This is a genomic window from Streptomyces sp. 3211.6, assembly GCF_003634815.1.
Classification (GTDB): domain Bacteria; phylum Actinomycetota; class Actinomycetes; order Streptomycetales; family Streptomycetaceae; genus Streptomyces; species Streptomyces katrae_A.
Genome location: NZ_RBXC01000001.1, coordinates 5,371,774 through 5,386,801, shown reverse-complemented (window position 1 = coordinate 5,386,801; position 15,028 = coordinate 5,371,774). Strand labels below are relative to the sequence as shown.

General features: G+C 71.3%; 13 protein-coding genes. All 13 read right to left on the bottom strand.

The annotated features are described in order from the left end of the window. Nucleotides 1-2: 2 nt before the first annotated feature. Nucleotides 3-440, bottom strand: coding sequence for a hypothetical protein (locus BX286_RS25055; RefSeq protein ID WP_079429786.1), 438 nt, complete (start codon nucleotides 438-440; stop codon nucleotides 3-5). 286 nt (nucleotides 441-726) lie between these two features. After that, complete coding sequence (locus BX286_RS25050) at nucleotides 727-2,073, bottom strand: MraY family glycosyltransferase (protein WP_185117238.1); 1,347 nt, start codon at nucleotides 2,071-2,073, stop codon at nucleotides 727-729. Nucleotides 2,074-2,177: 104 nt separating this feature from the next. After that, the gene (gene glyA, locus BX286_RS25045; RefSeq protein ID WP_079429784.1) at nucleotides 2,178-3,413 is read right to left on the bottom strand and encodes a serine hydroxymethyltransferase; all 1,236 of its coding nucleotides are present in this window, start codon (nucleotides 3,411-3,413) and stop codon (nucleotides 2,178-2,180) included. Between the two features lie 144 nt (nucleotides 3,414-3,557). Then, nucleotides 3,558-4,196 (bottom strand): protein-tyrosine-phosphatase, encoded by a 639-nt coding sequence (locus BX286_RS25040; protein ID WP_079429783.1) that lies wholly within the window; start codon nucleotides 4,194-4,196, stop codon nucleotides 3,558-3,560. Next, the gene (locus tag BX286_RS25035) at nucleotides 4,193-4,840 is read right to left on the bottom strand and encodes an L-threonylcarbamoyladenylate synthase (protein ID WP_079429782.1); all 648 of its coding nucleotides are present in this window, start codon (nucleotides 4,838-4,840) and stop codon (nucleotides 4,193-4,195) included. Before BX286_RS25035 ends, BX286_RS25040 begins: the two co-directional genes overlap by 4 nt. A 55-nt stretch (nucleotides 4,841-4,895) precedes the next feature. After that, the gene (gene prmC / locus BX286_RS25030; RefSeq protein ID WP_079429781.1) at nucleotides 4,896-5,741 is read right to left on the bottom strand and encodes a peptide chain release factor N(5)-glutamine methyltransferase; all 846 of its coding nucleotides are present in this window, start codon (nucleotides 5,739-5,741) and stop codon (nucleotides 4,896-4,898) included. A 47-nt stretch (nucleotides 5,742-5,788) separates the two neighbouring features. Further along, on the bottom strand, nucleotides 5,789-6,868 hold the full coding sequence (prfA, locus tag BX286_RS25025; RefSeq protein ID WP_079429780.1) for a peptide chain release factor 1: 1,080 nt from the start codon (nucleotides 6,866-6,868) through the stop codon (nucleotides 5,789-5,791). 117 nt (nucleotides 6,869-6,985) lie between these two features. Beyond that, a complete protein-coding gene (gene rpmE / locus BX286_RS25020; RefSeq protein ID WP_007266580.1) occupies nucleotides 6,986-7,204 on the bottom strand; it encodes a 50S ribosomal protein L31 in 219 nt (72 codons plus the stop codon). A 172-nt stretch (nucleotides 7,205-7,376) separates the two neighbouring features. Then, nucleotides 7,377-8,474, bottom strand: coding sequence for an LCP family protein (locus tag BX286_RS25015; protein WP_079429779.1), 1,098 nt, complete (start codon nucleotides 8,472-8,474; stop codon nucleotides 7,377-7,379). Between the two features lie 278 nt (nucleotides 8,475-8,752). Further along, nucleotides 8,753-10,834, bottom strand: coding sequence for a transcription termination factor Rho (rho, locus tag BX286_RS25010; RefSeq protein ID WP_079429778.1), 2,082 nt, complete (start codon nucleotides 10,832-10,834; stop codon nucleotides 8,753-8,755). A 414-nt stretch (nucleotides 10,835-11,248) separates the two neighbouring features. Continuing rightward, the gene (gene thrB / locus BX286_RS25005) at nucleotides 11,249-12,190 is read right to left on the bottom strand and encodes a homoserine kinase (RefSeq protein WP_079429777.1); all 942 of its coding nucleotides are present in this window, start codon (nucleotides 12,188-12,190) and stop codon (nucleotides 11,249-11,251) included. A gap of 354 nt (nucleotides 12,191-12,544) precedes the next feature. Further along, complete coding sequence (gene thrC, locus BX286_RS25000) at nucleotides 12,545-13,615, bottom strand: threonine synthase (RefSeq protein ID WP_121016371.1); 1,071 nt, start codon at nucleotides 13,613-13,615, stop codon at nucleotides 12,545-12,547. A gap of 6 nt (nucleotides 13,616-13,621) precedes the next feature. Beyond that, the gene (locus BX286_RS24995; protein WP_045948872.1) at nucleotides 13,622-14,911 is read right to left on the bottom strand and encodes a homoserine dehydrogenase; all 1,290 of its coding nucleotides are present in this window, start codon (nucleotides 14,909-14,911) and stop codon (nucleotides 13,622-13,624) included. Nucleotides 14,912-15,028 lie beyond the last annotated feature (117 nt).

The window sequence follows — 15,028 nt, the reverse complement described above, 5'->3', positions numbered from 1 at the left end:
CCTCACGGCTTGGACCCCGGATTTTCGGGCTTTTCCCCGTTGGTCGAGTCGGGCTCGACGTAAAGGATCTTGGCCTTCATGTGAGCCCGCGTCTGCGCGCCGATCCACACGAGGGTGGTGGCGACGAGCGTGATCGCGAAGGCCCGGGGGTGGAACAGCGTCGTGTTCTTGAACACGGCGAGAAAGACGAAGAGCAGCAGGATCTGAGCCGCGTAGAGCATGAGGCCCATCGCCTGGAACAGGTGCGGCAGGGATTTCGCCGTGCGCTGCAGAACCACGAATCCGATGCCCATGAACAGGATCACGACCACGGTCGCGACGATCGAGCCGACGGCCCCCTTGCCGCCGACGACCAGACCGCTGATCACGGCGGCGACAGCGCCGGCGGCAGCGGTGGGTACGGCGGTTTGCAGGAGGGATCGGACGTCGTTAGACCGCATGGCGGTTTGCTCCGCGTGGTGGTGGGGGCACGGACTCGTACGGGAACTCGTACGGGGACGAGCGTAAGCCCGGTCCGAGTGATCGCCTCGGGCCAATGGACCGTCGCACTACGGTCCTTCGGCTCTGTCGCCGGGTTTAGTGAACGGTATCACAAACTATTTGATGAGAGCTTTACCTGTGCGGTGTGCTGACTGTCACACATGAGGGCTAATCCGCCCGTGTGTGCAAGACAGGGCTGCGAGTTGTCTGGTAAAGGGCGTTCATGTCGGACATGCGCCGGGCGCGTCAGCGCGCCGAACCCGCCTTACGCCGGTCGGGGAAGCGCGAACGGGGGCCTACGGCTGTCGCGCCGTTGACGCCGGACACCCCGGCCGCGATCGGCCGCGCGGGCTCCGGCTCGGTCCCCGGGGCCTCCCGCACCGCGGCCTCGGCCGCCGCCTCCGCGGCCCGCGTGGCGTGCCGGTAGCGCGGCGGGACCAGGCCCTCCGCCCAGCGCGGGGCGCGCGGGGTGAACCGCGGCAGGAGGAGCAGGACCAGGCCCAGGGCGCTCAGCGCGGCGATGGCGAGGACGATCCACATCGACGCGGAGTTCACCGAGTAGGCCACCGTCCCGAAGGCGATCAGCCCCGACCAGAAATACATGATGAGTACGGCGCGGCTGTGCGAATGCCCGAGTTCCAGCAGCCGGTGGTGCAGGTGCCCGCGGTCCGCGGCGAAGGGCGACTGCCCCTTCCAGGTGCGCCGCACGATGGCCAGGACGAGGTCCGCCATCGGGATCGCGATGATGGTCAGCGGCAGCAGCAGCGGGATGAAGACCGGCAGCATCGCGTGCGTCGCGTTGCGCTCACCACCGACGAAGAGGGCCATCGTGTCCGGGTCCACCTGCCCGGTGATCGAGATGGCCGAGGCCGCCAGCACCAGGCCGATCAGCATCGAGCCCGAGTCGCCCATGAAGATGCGCGCGGGGTGCATGTTGTGCGGCAGGAAGCCCAGGCACATGCCCATCAGGATGGCGGCGAAGAGGGTCGCGGGGGCGGCCGCCTCGATGCCGTAGCCGAACCAGATCCGGTAGGCGTAGAGGAAGAACGCGCAGGTGGCGATGCAGACCATGCCGGCCGCCAGGCCGTCGAGCCCGTCGACGAAGTTCACCGCGTTGATGGTGATCACCACCAGGGCCACGGTGAGCAGGGTGCCCTGCCACTGGGTCAGCGCGACGGTGCCGATGCCCGGGACCGGGATCCACAGGATGGTGAGGCCCTGGATGACCATCACACCGGCGGCGATCATCTGGGCGCCGAGCTTGATGAGCGCGTCGAGTTCGAACTTGTCGTCGAGGACGCCGACCAGCCAGATCAGCGCGGCCCCGGAGAGCAGCGCCCTCGGCTCGTTGGAGCGTTCGAAGACCCCGTTGAGGCTCTGCAGGTGGTCGGCGATCAGCAGGCCCGCGCACAGGCCGCCGAACATGGCGATGCCGCCCAGCCGGGGGGTGGGCTCGCGGTGGACGTCGCGGGCGCGGATCTCCGGCATCGCGCCCGCCGCGATCGCGAACTTGCGGACGGGCCCGGTCAGCAGGTAGGTCACCGCGACCGTGACGCAAAGCGTCAGCAGATATTCACGCACTGGCTGCCCCAGATGTATCGCCGGCCATCTCAGCCCCACACATTAGCCGCGATGTACACGGGGACGAGGACGCGCGGAGTCCTCGTTCCGGTTGCACTAAGGGACACTCGTCCCAGTTACGCCCCGTACGGTGGAAATCGCCCGGTCAGTTCGGCGACCTCGGCACGCGTACCGGCCGCATCGGCGCCGGCCAGCGCGGCGGCGAACAGCTCCGCGACCCTGGCCATCTCCGGCTCCCCCATCCCCTGCGTGGTCACCGCCGCGGTGCCCAGGCGGATCCCGCGCTGGTCCCCGTAGGGCAGGGCGCAGGTTTCGAGGACGATCCCGGCGGCGGCCAGCCGTCCGCGCGCGGCCGGTCCGTCGATGCCGAGCGGGGCCGGGTCGGCGCTGATCAGGTGGGTGTCGGTGCCGCCGGTGGTCACGTCCAGCCCGTGCGCCCGCAGGGCCTCGGCGAGGGCGCGGGCGTTGGCGACGACCTTGTGCGCGTACCGGGTGAAGGCCGGGCCGGCCGCCTCCCCGAAGGCCACCGCCTTGGCGGCGATGGTGTGCATCTGGGCGCCGCCCTGGGTGAAGGGGAACACCGCCCGGTCGACGCGCTCGGCGAACTCGGCCCCGCACAGCACCATCCCGCCGCGCGGGCCGCGCAGCACCTTGTGGGTGGTCGCGCAGACCACGTCCGCGTAGGGCACGGGGCTCGGCGCGGCCCCGCCGGCGACCAGGCCGATGGGATGGGCGGCGTCGGCGATCAGGTAGGCCCCGACCTCGTCGGCGATCTCCCGGAAGGCCGAGTACTCCAGGTGCCGGGGGTAGGAGATGGACCCGCACACGATGGCCTTGGGCCGGTGCGCCCGGGCCAGGCGCTGCACCTGCTCGTAGTCGACGAGCCCGGACTCGGCGTCGACCCCGTACCCCACGAACTCGAACCACCGGCCGGAGAAGTTGGCGGGCGAGCCGTGGGTGAGGTGGCCGCCGTAGGCGAGCCCCATCGCCAGGACGGTGTCCCCGGGGCGCAGCAGCGCGGCGTACGCGGCGAGCACGGCGGCGGAGCCCGAATGGGGCTGCACGTTCGCGTGCTCGGCCCCGAACAGCGCCGTGGCCCGCTCCTGGGCCACCCGCTCGGCCAGGTCGGCGTACTCGCAGCCGCCGTGGTGGCGGGCGCCGGGGTAGCCCTCGGCGTACTTGTTGGCGAGCGGGGAGCCCAGCGCGGCGAGCACGGCGGGGGAGGTGAAGTTCTCGGCGGCGCTCAGTTGCAGCGTGGTGGCCTGCCGCTGCCGCTCCCCGTCGAGGATGTCGGCCAGTTGCGGGTCCTGCCGGCGCAGGAGGTCGGCAGCCTGCTCGGTGGTGACGGTCATGACCCACTCCCGCGCGCTGGGGGTACCGGTACCAGCCACTGTAGGCCGGGCCCCGGCTTCACGCCCGGGCGAGCCGTCCCCGGCGTCGCCGCCGCGCGCCGCAGCGCCGCGGGCAGCCCGGCGGCCCCCCGGGGGAGAAGGGGGTCAGCGGGGGCCGGCCACGCCCGTCAGGGCCGTGACGACGGGGTCCAGCGCCTGGTTGATCTCGTCGCCGATCGAGCGGAAGAAGGTGATCGGCGCCCCGTACGGGTCGTACACCTCGTCCGCGTCGGCGGAAGGGGCCAGCAGCCAGCCCCGCAGGGCGGCGGCGGCCCGCACCAGCGCCCGGGCCCGCTCGGCCATGCCGTCGTCCAGCGGGGGCAGGGTCGCCGGGTCTATGGCCCGCACCAGGCGGGTGAACTCCTTCAGCGTGAAGGTCCGCAGGCCGGCCGAGTGGCCCATGGAGATGACCTGCGCCCGGTGGTCACGGGTGGCGGTCAGCACCAGGTCGGCCCGTATGACGTGCTCGTCGAGCAGCTCGCGCCCGGTGAACCCCGTCGCGTCGGCTCCGAAGTCGGCGAGTACGGCCGCCGCGTTGGCCTCCATCGGCGCGCCCTCGTGGCCCCAGGTGCCCGCGCTCTCCACGATCAGGTCACCCGGCGCCAGCCCCAGCACACCCAGCCGGTGCGCCAGCGCGTGCCGCGTCAGCCGCTCGGTGATCGGCGAGCGGCACACGTTCCCGGTGCTGACGTGGAGTATGCGGAAGCTGTCTTCCTTGGCTATGCCACGCCCCTGAGGGCTCACGGAGCCACCTCGAGGTCGGGTACGACCTCCCGCAGCTGCTCCGCGGTCAGCGCGCCCTCGCGCAGCAGCACGGGAACCTTCCCGGTGACGTCGACGATCGACGACGGCAGGGTGCTCGGGGTCGGCCCGCCGTCGAGGTACACGGAGACGGAGTCGCCCAGCATGGCGCGGGCCGCGTCGCAGTCCTCCGGCGCCGGGTGCCCGGACAGGTTCGCCGAGGAGACGGCCATGGGGCCGACCTCGGTCAGCAGCTCGATCGCGACGGGGTGCAGCGGCATGCGGACGGCCACGGTCCCGCGGGTCTCCCCCAGGTCCCAGGCCAGCGACGGCTGGTGCTTGGCGACGAGGGTGAGGCCACCGGGCCAGAAGGCGTCGACGAGTTCCCAGGCCTGCTCGGAGAAGTCCGTGACGAGGCCGTGGAGGGTGTTCGGGGAGCCGATGAGCACCGGGGTGGGCATGTTGCGGCCGCGGCCCTTGGCGGCGAGCAGGTCGCCGACGGCTTCGGCGCTGAAGGCGTCCGCGCCGATCCCGTACAGGGTGTCGGTGGGCAGCACGACGAGCTCTCCGCGGCGCACGGCCGAGGCCGCTTCACGCAGGCCCGTCTTGCGGTCCGTCGCGTCGTTGCAGTCGTATCGCCGGGCCATCAGCGGGCCTCCTCGTGCAGCGGGGTGGTGTCGTGGGCAATCGGGGTCGCGCCCATCACGGCATGGCCTTGCGGGCGGTCGCGAAACGCGGGCGGTTGTTCAGGTCGGGGTGGTCGGCGGCGTCGGCCCAGCCCCGTTCGTCGGCGAAGATCCACGGCACCTGGCCGCCCTGGGTGTCGGCGTGCTCGATCACGACGATGCCGCCGGGCCGCAGCAGGCGGTGGGCCGTGCGCTCGATCCCGCGGATGGTGTCGAGGCCGTCCTCGCCGGAGAACAGCGCCATCTCGGGGTCGTGGTCCCGGGCCTCGGGGGCCACGTACTCCCACTCGGTGAGCGGGATGTACGGCGGGTTGGAGATGACGAGGTCGACCTGGCCGTCCAGCTCGGGCAGCGCGCTCAGCGCGTCGCCCTGGTGGACGGTGACCCGGGAGCCCTCGGCGTTCTTGCGGGTCCAGCGCAGGGCGTCCTCGGACAGCTCCACGGCGTGCACGCGCGAGCGCGGCACCTCCTGGGCCATGGCGAGGGCGATGGCGCCGGAGCCGGTGCACAGGTCCACGATCAGCGGCTCGACCACGTCCATCGCCCGGACGGCCTGTATGGCCCAGTCCACGACCGACTCGGTCTCGGGCCGGGGCACGAACACCCCGGGGCCGACCTGGAGCTCCAGGTAGCGGAAGAAGGCGCGGCCGGTGATGTGCTGGAGCGGCTCGCGCGCCTCGCGGCGGGCGACGGCCTCCCAGTAGCGGGCGTCGAAGTCCGCGTCCTTGACGTGGTGCAGTTCCCCCCGCTTGACGCCGTGCACGAAGGCCGCGAGCTCCTCCGCGTCGAAACGCGGTGAGGGCACGCCGGCGGCGGCCAGCCGCTGGGTGGCCTGGGCCACCTCGGCAAGCAGCAAGTTCACGCTGGTCCTCCGGGCTGCTGTCGTACGGGGGGGTGGTGCGGGGTTCGTCAGTGCGCGGCCGCGAGCTTGGCCGCGGAGTCGGTGTCGACGCACGCCTGGATGACCGAGTCGAGGTCGCCGTCGAGCACCTGGTCCAAGTTGTACGCCTTGAAACCGGTGCGGTGGTCCGAGATCCGGTTTTCCGGGTAGTTGTACGTACGGATCTTCTCGGAACGGTCCACGGTGCGCACCTGGCTGCGGCGCACGTCGGAGGCCTCCTGCTCGGCGGCTTCCTGGGCGGCGGCCAGCAGGCGCGAGCGCAGGATGCGCATGGCCTGCTCCTTGTTCTGGAGCTGGCTCTTCTCGTTCTGGCAGGAGGCGACCACACCGGTCGGGAGGTGCGTGATGCGCACGGCCGAGTCGGTGGTGTTGACGGACTGGCCGCCGGGGCCCGACGAGCGGTACACGTCGATGCGCAGGTCGTTCGGGTTGATCTCGACCTCGACCTCCTCGGCCTCCGGGGTGACGAGCACGCCGGCGGCGGAGGTGTGGATGCGGCCCTGGGACTCGGTGGCCGGGACGCGCTGGACGCGGTGGACGCCGCCCTCGTACTTCAACCGGGCCCACACGCCCTGGCCGGGCTCGGTGGCACCGTTGCCGCCCTTGGTGCGGACGGAGACCTGGACGTCCTTGTAGCCGCCGAGCTCGGACTCGGTGGAGTCGATGATCTCGGTCTTCCAGCCGACGCGCTCGGCGTAGCGCAGGTACATGCGCAGCAGGTCGCCCGCGAACAGGGCGGACTCGTCGCCGCCGGCGCCCGCCTTGATCTCCAGGAGCACGTCCTTGTCGTCGCTGGGGTCGCGCGGAACGAGCAGCAGGCGCAGCTTCTCGGTGAGCTCCTCGCGCTGCGCGCTCAGCTCCTTGACCTCGGCGGCGAAGTCGGGGTCGTCGGCCGCCAGCTCCTTGGCCGTCTCGATGTCCTCGGCCGACTGCTTCCAGGCGCGGAAGGTCGCCACGATCGGGGTCAGTTCCGCGTAGCGCTTGTTCAGCTTGCGCGCGTTCGCCTGATCGGAGTGGACCGAAGGGTCGGCGAGCTTCTTCTCGAGGTCGGCGTGTTCGCCGACCAGTTCCTCGACCGCTTCGAACATCGGATGCTCCCGGGGTAAAAATCAAAATGGGCTGGGCTGGCTGAACGACGACAAAGGCGCCGGCCCGGCCGCCCCCGCGTGGTCAGGGGGCGGCCGGAGACCGGCGCCTGGGTCGCGCTACTTCTTGGCCGCACCCTTGCCGAAGCGGGCCTCGAAGCGGGCCACACGGCCACCGGTGTCGAGGATCTTCTGCTTGCCCGTGTAGAACGGGTGGCACTCGGAGCAGACCTCGGCACGGATGGTGCCCTCGGTCAGGGTGCTACGGGTGGTGAACGACGCGCCACAGGTGCAGCTGACCTGGGTCTCGACGTACTCGGGGTGAACATCGCGCTTCAAGGTGTCTCCTAGATTCGGGAGGGCGCCGGGTCGCAGGAGCCGAATTGCGCACTGCGTGAACCGGGGCCGACAGACCAGTCTGCCAGGACCGGCCCGCCTGTCAAAATTCTCGGAACGCTCCCCTCAACGGGGAGGGGCCGGCATCTATTCCGGCCCCCGCCCGGCGGCTCCGCTACTGGACGATCGAGCCCGCGGTGCTCTTGTCCCCGGTGGAATGCTCGGTGGCCGCGGCCGGGATGGGCTGGTCGGCCAGCAGGGCGTCCCAGACCATCTTGGAGTCCTTGGCCAGGACCGCGACACGGTCCTGGTCGAGCGGGTCCTGGGTCACCGGCAGGGTGATCATGTGCATGTTCTCGGCGCCGATGCCCTGGAGCCCCTGGGCGAAGCTCGCGAGGGACTTCACGTCACCGAGGGCCTTGTCGGTGGTGATCGCCTTGGTGGCGGAGTCGGCGAGGCCGTAGAGCTTCTTGGGGCTGTCGAAGACCCCGACGCCCTTGACCTGCTTGATCAGCGCCTTGATGAAGGCCTGCTGGAGCTGTATTCGGCCCAGGTCGCCGCCGTCGCCGACGGTCTTGCGCGTGCGGACGAGGCCGAGGGACTGCTCACCGTTGAGCTTGTGGGAGCCGGCCGGCAGGTCGAGGTGGCTGCCGTAGTCCTTGATCGGCTTGGTGGTCGTGAGCTCGACCCCGCCGAGGTTGTCGATGATCTTCTTGAAGCCGGTGAAGTCGACTTCGATGTAGTGGTCCATGCGGATCCCCGACATCGCCTCGACGGTCTTCACGGCGCAGGCGGCCCCGCCGATGGTGAAGGCCTCGTTGAACTGCGCGCGCTGCCTGGGGGCGCTGTTCTTCCCCTTGCCGATGGGGCAGGCGGGCCGCGGGAGCATCGTGTCACGCGGGATCGACACGACGCTGGCCTGCTTGTGGCCCTCGTAGAGGTGGACGATCATCGCCGTGTCGGAGCGGGCCGAGCCGCCGTCGTCCGCGCCGTACTCGCCGTTCGCCCCGTCGCGGGAGTCGGAGCCGAGGACCAGGATGTCCATCGAACCGTTGTCCACGTTCGGCGGGCGGTCCTTGCCCAGCGCCGAGTCGATGTCGACGCTGTGCAGGTTGCCGTTGAGCTTGAAGTAGAACCATCCGAGGCTCCCGCCGCCCAGCAGGACCACGCCGGCGGCGGTCCAGGCGGCGATCCTGAGGCCCTTGCGCGGCCGGGACTGCTCCCTGCGCCGGCGCCTGCGCGCGCCGCGACCGCCTCTGCTGGTCTCGCTCATGCTCTCCTCGGTCCTGGCTCCGGTGCCCGCTGTTCTCTCACACAGACGGACTAGCGCATTCCAGGGTTCCACGGCGCACGGGGCCGCTCCGCACCCCCCCGGCGCACACGGACACGCAGCGTGACACGCCCGGCACCCGGGGTGCCGATCCGGGCGCGGAAGGCCCCGTACGACGCCCTTCCGGGCCCCTCGGTGTGGCGAAGGTCGCACCAACGGCAGGCGCCCCCACCGCGATGCGGTGGGGGCGCCTGCGTTCACGCGTGGACCGACCGGCGGGGTCAGTCGTCGTTCTTGCCCGCCGGGGTGGTCTTGGCGATCTGCATCAGGAACTCGGCGTTCGACTTCGTCTGCTTCATCTTGTCGAGCAGCAGCTCGATCGCCTGCTGCGAGTCGAGCGCGTGCAGCACCCGGCGCAGCTTCCAGACGATGGCGAGCTCCTCGCTGTTGAGGAGGATCTCCTCCTTGCGCGTGCCCGACGGGTCGACGTCGACGGCCGGGAAGATGCGCTTGTCGGCGAGCTTGCGGTCGAGCTTGAGCTCCATGTTGCCGGTGCCCTTGAACTCCTCGAAGATCACCTCGTCCATGCGCGAGCCGGTGTCGACGAGCGCGGTGGCCAGGATGGTCAGCGAGCCGCCGTCCTCGATGTTGCGCGCGGCACCGAAGAAGCGCTTCGGCGGGTACAGCGCGGTCGAGTCGACACCACCGGACAGGATGCGGCCGGAGGCGGGCGCCGCGAGGTTGTACGCGCGGCCCAGACGGGTGATGGAGTCCAGCAGGACGACCACGTCGTGACCCAGCTCCACGAGGCGCTTGGCGCGCTCGATGGCCAGCTCGGCGACGGTGGTGTGGTCCTCGGCCGGGCGGTCGAAGGTCGAGGAGATGACCTCGCCCTTGACCGACCGCTGCATGTCGGTGACCTCTTCCGGACGCTCGTCGACCAGGACGACCATCAGGTGGCACTCGGGGTTGTTGGTGGTGATCGCGTTGGCGATCGCCTGCATGATCATGGTCTTGCCGGTCTTCGGCGGAGCCACGATCAGACCGCGCTGGCCCTTGCCGATCGGCGACACGAGGTCGATGATCCGGGTGGTCAGCACGCCCGGGTCGGTCTCCAGACGGAGCCGGTCCTGCGGGTAGAGCGGGGTCAGCTTCTGGAACTCGGGGCGGCCGCGGCCCGATTCGGGCGACATGCCGTTGACGGAGTCCAGGCGCACCAGCGCGTTGAACTTCTCGCGGCGCTCGCCGTCCTTGGGCTGGCGCACGGCGCCGGTGGTGTGGTCGCCCTTGCGCAGACCGGCCTTGCGGACCTGGGCGAGGGAGACGTACACGTCGTTCGGGCCGGGCAGGTAGCCGGAGGTCCGGATGAACGCGTAGTTGTCGAGGATGTCGAGGATGCCCGCGACGGGGATCAGGACGTCGTCGTCGGCGACCTGCGGCTCGCCCGGGGCGAACTCGTCACGGCCACGGCGGCCACGGCGGTCGCGGTAGCGGCCGCGCCGGCCGCGCCGGCCGTCCTCGCCGTCGAAGTCGTCCTGCGGACCGTTGTCCTGACGGCCCTGCTGGCCCCGGCCGCCGCCCTGCTGCTGACGGTCCTGGCGGTCCTGGCGGTCGGCGCGGTCCTGACGGCCGCCCTGCTGCTGGCCCTGGCCGCCGCCCTGCTGCTGGCCGCCCTGCTCGTCGGCCTTGGCACCGCGCTCGCGGCGGCCCTGGCGGTCACCGCGCTCGCCGCGCTCGCCGCGGTCACGGCGGTCACGGCGGCTACGGCCCTCGCCGGCCTCCTGCGCGGGGGCCTGGCCCTGCGCCGGGGCGGACACGGCCACGGCCTGCTCCGCCTTGGCCTCGGCCTGCGGGGCGACCGCGGGGGCCTCGGTCTTCTGCTCGACCTGCACGACGGCGGGGGACGAGGACTCGGGGCTGCCGGTCGGGGCGGTGGCGCGGCGGCGGCGGCGCTCGCCGGCCGGGGCGTCCTCGCTGATCGGCTGGCCCGGGATCTCGATCTGGGCCGGTGCGGCGGGCTTCTCGGCGGGCGCGGCGGCGGCCGCCTCACCCGTACGGGCCTTGCTGGTGGCGCGGCGCTTCGGCTTGGCCTCGGCGGCGTCGGCGGCGGGGGCCGCGGCCTTGGGGGCGCTGCCGCCCTGCGCCTCCTTGATGACCTCGATCAGCTGGCTCTTGCGCATCCGCGCGGTGCCCCTGATACCGAGGCCCGACGCGACCTGCTGCAGCTCGGCCAGGACCATGCCCTCAAGGCCGGTGCCGGAGCGGCGGCGCCGGGTGGCAGTGGCAGCTGCGGCGCCCGCGGCGGGGGCACTGGTGTCGACGTTGGTGTCGGCAGCGCCCATCAGATCGGTGGTGTCGCTCACGAAGGGTCCTTCCCTGGAGCGGACGTCGGCCTGTCTGGCTCGGCGACCGGTTGTGCTGTCCGACAACAGTCCTAGGTGTGTGAACTGTGCCGGGGCGGTGGTCCGCCGGTAGAGATACGGCGGAGAGAAACGTGCATGGGTGGTTCCGGCGAGAAGCCCCCGAGCTGGAAGCGTGGGAATGTCACGCCGATTCCGGAGCGTGCTCGAAACTGCTGGCAGCGATCAAAGCAGTCGGGGAGGCTCCCGGAAGAAAGGTGGTCCCGGATGGGGACACTGAGCACCGAGCCATGGCGGCTTCGGTTGCCTACTTGAGATTAACACTACCGGATCCAACAGACATTCCCCCTCTCAATCACCGGCAATCGCCCTTCCGGGGCGGTCGGCCTGCCCGGCCGCCCGCCCCGTCGGGCCGTGTCACCAGGACACGGGCTGACCGCCCTGGGCGCCCAGCGGAAGGACGCTCGCACCCGCGGCGTCGAGGGCGAGCCGGTTCGCGGCCCACCCCTCGCCCGCGAGCTGCGCGACCTTGTCGGCCGCGTCGTTGTCGACCAGCGCGAGGACCGTGGGGCCCGCGCCGGAGATGACCGCGGGGATGCCGTCCGCCCGCAGCCGGCCCACGAGCGCCACGCTCTCCGGCATCGCGGGGGCGCGGTACTCCTGGTGCAGCCGGTCCTCGGTGGCGGGCAGCAGGAACTCGGGACGCCTGGTCATGGCCTCCACGAGCAGGCCCGCGCGCCCCGCGTTCACGGCGGCGTCCACGTGCGGAACGGAGCGCGGCAGCAGGCCGCGCGCGGTCTCGGTCAGGACCGGCTTCGACGGGACGAAGACCACCGGAACGATGGAACCGGCGGGGTCCATACGGATCGCCTTCGCACTGCCGCCCTCCATCCACGCGAGGGTGAAGCCGCCGAGCAGACAGGCGGCGACGTTGTCCGGGTGGCCCTCGATCTCGGTGGCGAGCTCCAGCAGCGCCGTGTCGTCGAGCCGGGCCTCGCCGCCTATGGTCACGGCGCGCGCGGCGACGATGCCGGCGCAGATCGCGGCCGAGGAGGAGCCGAGGCCCCGCCCGTGCGGAATGCGGTTGGCGCAGACGACCTCCAGGCCGCGCGGCTGTCCGCCCAGCAGGTCGAAGGCGGTGCGCATGGAACGTACGAGGAGGTGGCTCTCGTCACGCGGGAGGGTGTCGGCGCCCTCACCCGCGATGTCGATGTTCAGGCCGGAGTCGGCGACGCGGACGACCACGTCGTCGTAGAGCCCCAGGGCCAGGCCGAGGGCGTCGAAGCCGGGGCCGAGGTTGGCACTGCTGGCGGGCACGCGCACTCGTACGGCGGCGGCGCGGAACGCTGGACCTGCCATCGGTCGATGACACTCCTTGTGACTGTGCGGGGATCCGGCGGGCTGTGCGGGATCTTCGCTGCGAAATGTACTGGAGAACGTACGACACCCGAAGGCCCTCGGGGCAGCACCGCGGTCATATGCGCGGTGGCGGATGTCAGTACAGCGTATCGAAGGAAGGTTCTCCCGCGACATAGGGCGCACAGGAGGCGCACGATGCGTGTCGCCGTCGTCCGGTGGGCCACCGCTGAAGTGCCGTTGGCTTTCGGTGTCGTACGGGCCGGGTTGCCGGATTCCGGAAGGTTTCCGGAATCCGGCAACGCCGGTCGCGGGCCGCTGTGCGCGGCCCAGGGAGTTCCCGGGCCGGGCCCGGGGTCAGACCAGGCCGAGCCGGACGGCGGCGGCCTCGGCGTCCACCGGAACGGTGACGGGCTGCGGAGCGCCGGCGACCGCCCAGTCGGGGTCCTTCAGGCCGTTGCCGGTGACGGTGCACACGATCTTCTGGCCGGGGTCGACCAGGCCGAGCTCGGCGGCCTTGAGCAGACCGGCCACGGAGGCGGCCGAGGCGGGCTCGACGAAGACGCCCTCCTGTGAGGCCAACAGGCGGTAGGCGGCCAGGATCTGGCGGTCCGTCACCTCGTCGATGAAGCCGCCCGACTCCTCCTTCGCCGCGAGGGCGTATTCCCAGGAGGCCGGGTTGCCGATGCGGATCGCGGTGGCGATGGTGTGCGGCTCCTTGACGATCTCGCCGCGCACGATCGGCGCCGAGCCGGAGGCCTGGAAACCCCACACGCGGGGCGTACGGGAGGCAAGGCCGTCGGCCTTGTACTCCTTGAAGCCCTTCCAGTACGCGGTGATGTTGCCGGCGTTGCCGACGGGCAGCACGTGGATGTCGGGGGCGTCGCCGAGCGCGTCCACGATCTCGAACGCGGCCGTCTTCTGGCCCTCGATGCGCACCGGGTTGACGGAATTGACCAGCGCCACCGGGTAGTTGTCGGACAGCGCGCGGGCCAGGTCCAGGCAGTCGTCGAAGTTGCCGTCAACCTGCAGGATCTTCGCGCCGTGCACGAGGGCCTGGCCCATCTTGCCGAGCGCGATCTTGCCGCGCGGCACGAGGACCGCGGACACCATGCCGGCGCGCACCGCGTACGCGGCGGCCGAGGCGGAGGTGTTGCCCGTGGAGGCGCAGATGACGGCCTTGGCGCCGTCCTCCTTGGCCTTGGTGATGGCCATGGTCATGCCGCGGTCCTTGAAGGAACCGGTGGGGTTCGCGCCTTCGACCTTGAGGTGCACCTCACAGCCGGTGCGCTCGGAGAGCACCTGGGCGGGAACGAGGGGAGTGCCACCCTCCCGGAGCGTGACCACGGGGGTCGTCTCGGTGACCGGCAGCCGGTCCCGGTACTCCTCGATGATGCCGCGCCACTGGTGGGTGCGATTGCTGCTCATGGGTCCTTACTCCCCTTCAACACGCATGATGCTGGCGACACCGCGCACGGTGTCCAGCTTCCGCAGCGCCTCGACGGTCCCGGAGAGGGCGGCGTCGGGTGCGCGGTGGGTGACGACGACGAGGGAGGCCTCACCGTCCTTGCCCTGCTGCCTGACCGTGTCGATCGACACGCCGTGCTCCGCGAAGGTGGTCGCCACCTGGGCGAGGACGCCCGGCTTGTCCGCCACATCGAGGCTGATGTGGTAGCGGGTGACGACGTCCCCCATGGGGCTGACGGGCAGCTGGGTGTACGCCGACTCGCCGGGCCCCGTTGCCTCGGCGAGCTTGTTGCGGCAGACGGCGACGAGGTCGCCGAGCACCGCGGACGCGGTCGGCGAACCGCCCGCGCCGGGCCCGTAGAACATCAGCCGCCCGGCGGCCTCCGCCTCGACGAAGACCGCGTTGTAGGCCTCGCGGACGGAGGCGAGCGGGTGGCTGAGCGGGATCATCGCCGGGTGGACGCGGGCGGTGACGGACTCGCCGTCGGCGGCGCGCTCCAGGATGGCGAGGAGCTTGATGGTGCAGCCCATCCGCTTGGCGGAGGCGAAGTCCGCGGCGCTGACCTCGGTCATGCCCTCGCGGTACACGTCGTCGAGGCGGACGCGGGTGTGGAAGGCGATGCCGGCCAGGATGGCGGCCTTGGCGGCGGCGTCGTAGCCCTCGACGTCGGCGGTCGGGTCGGCCTCGGCGTAGCCGAGGGCGGTGGCCTGGTCGAGCGCCTCCTGGTAGCCGGCGCCCGTGGAGTCCATCTTGTCGAGGATGAAGTTCGTCGTGCCGTTGACGATGCCCATCACCCGGTTGATCTTGTCGCCGGCGAGGGACTCGCGCATCGGGCGGACCAGCGGGATGGCGCCTGCGACGGCGGCCTCGTAGTACAGGTCCAGCCCGTGCGTCTCGGCCGCGGCGTGCAGCGCGGCGCCGTCCTGGGCGAGCAGCGCCTTGTTCGCGGAGACGACGGAGATGCCGTTCTCGAAGGCGGTGGTGATCAGGGTGCGGGCGGGCTCGATGCCGCCGATGACCTCGATCGCCACGTCGATGTCGCCGCGTTTGAGCAGCGCGGTGGCGTCGGTGGTGACGAGCGCGGGGTCGATGCCCTCGCGCACCTTGGAGGGGCGGCGCACCGCGACGCCGGCGAGCTCGACGGGCGCGCCGATCCTGGCGGCCAGATCGTCGGCGTGCGTCGTCATGATGCGCGCCACCTCTGAGCCGACCACTCCACAGCCCAGCAGCGCCACCTTCAGCGGACGCGTACGCATCATTCGACCTACGCCTTTCGATCTTTCTACGTGCCCGGCGCGCGGGTTACGCGCCAGGTATGAACCAGTCTCACTCAATGGACAGCAGTTTCCATCTTCGGTCCATTGAGTGAGACG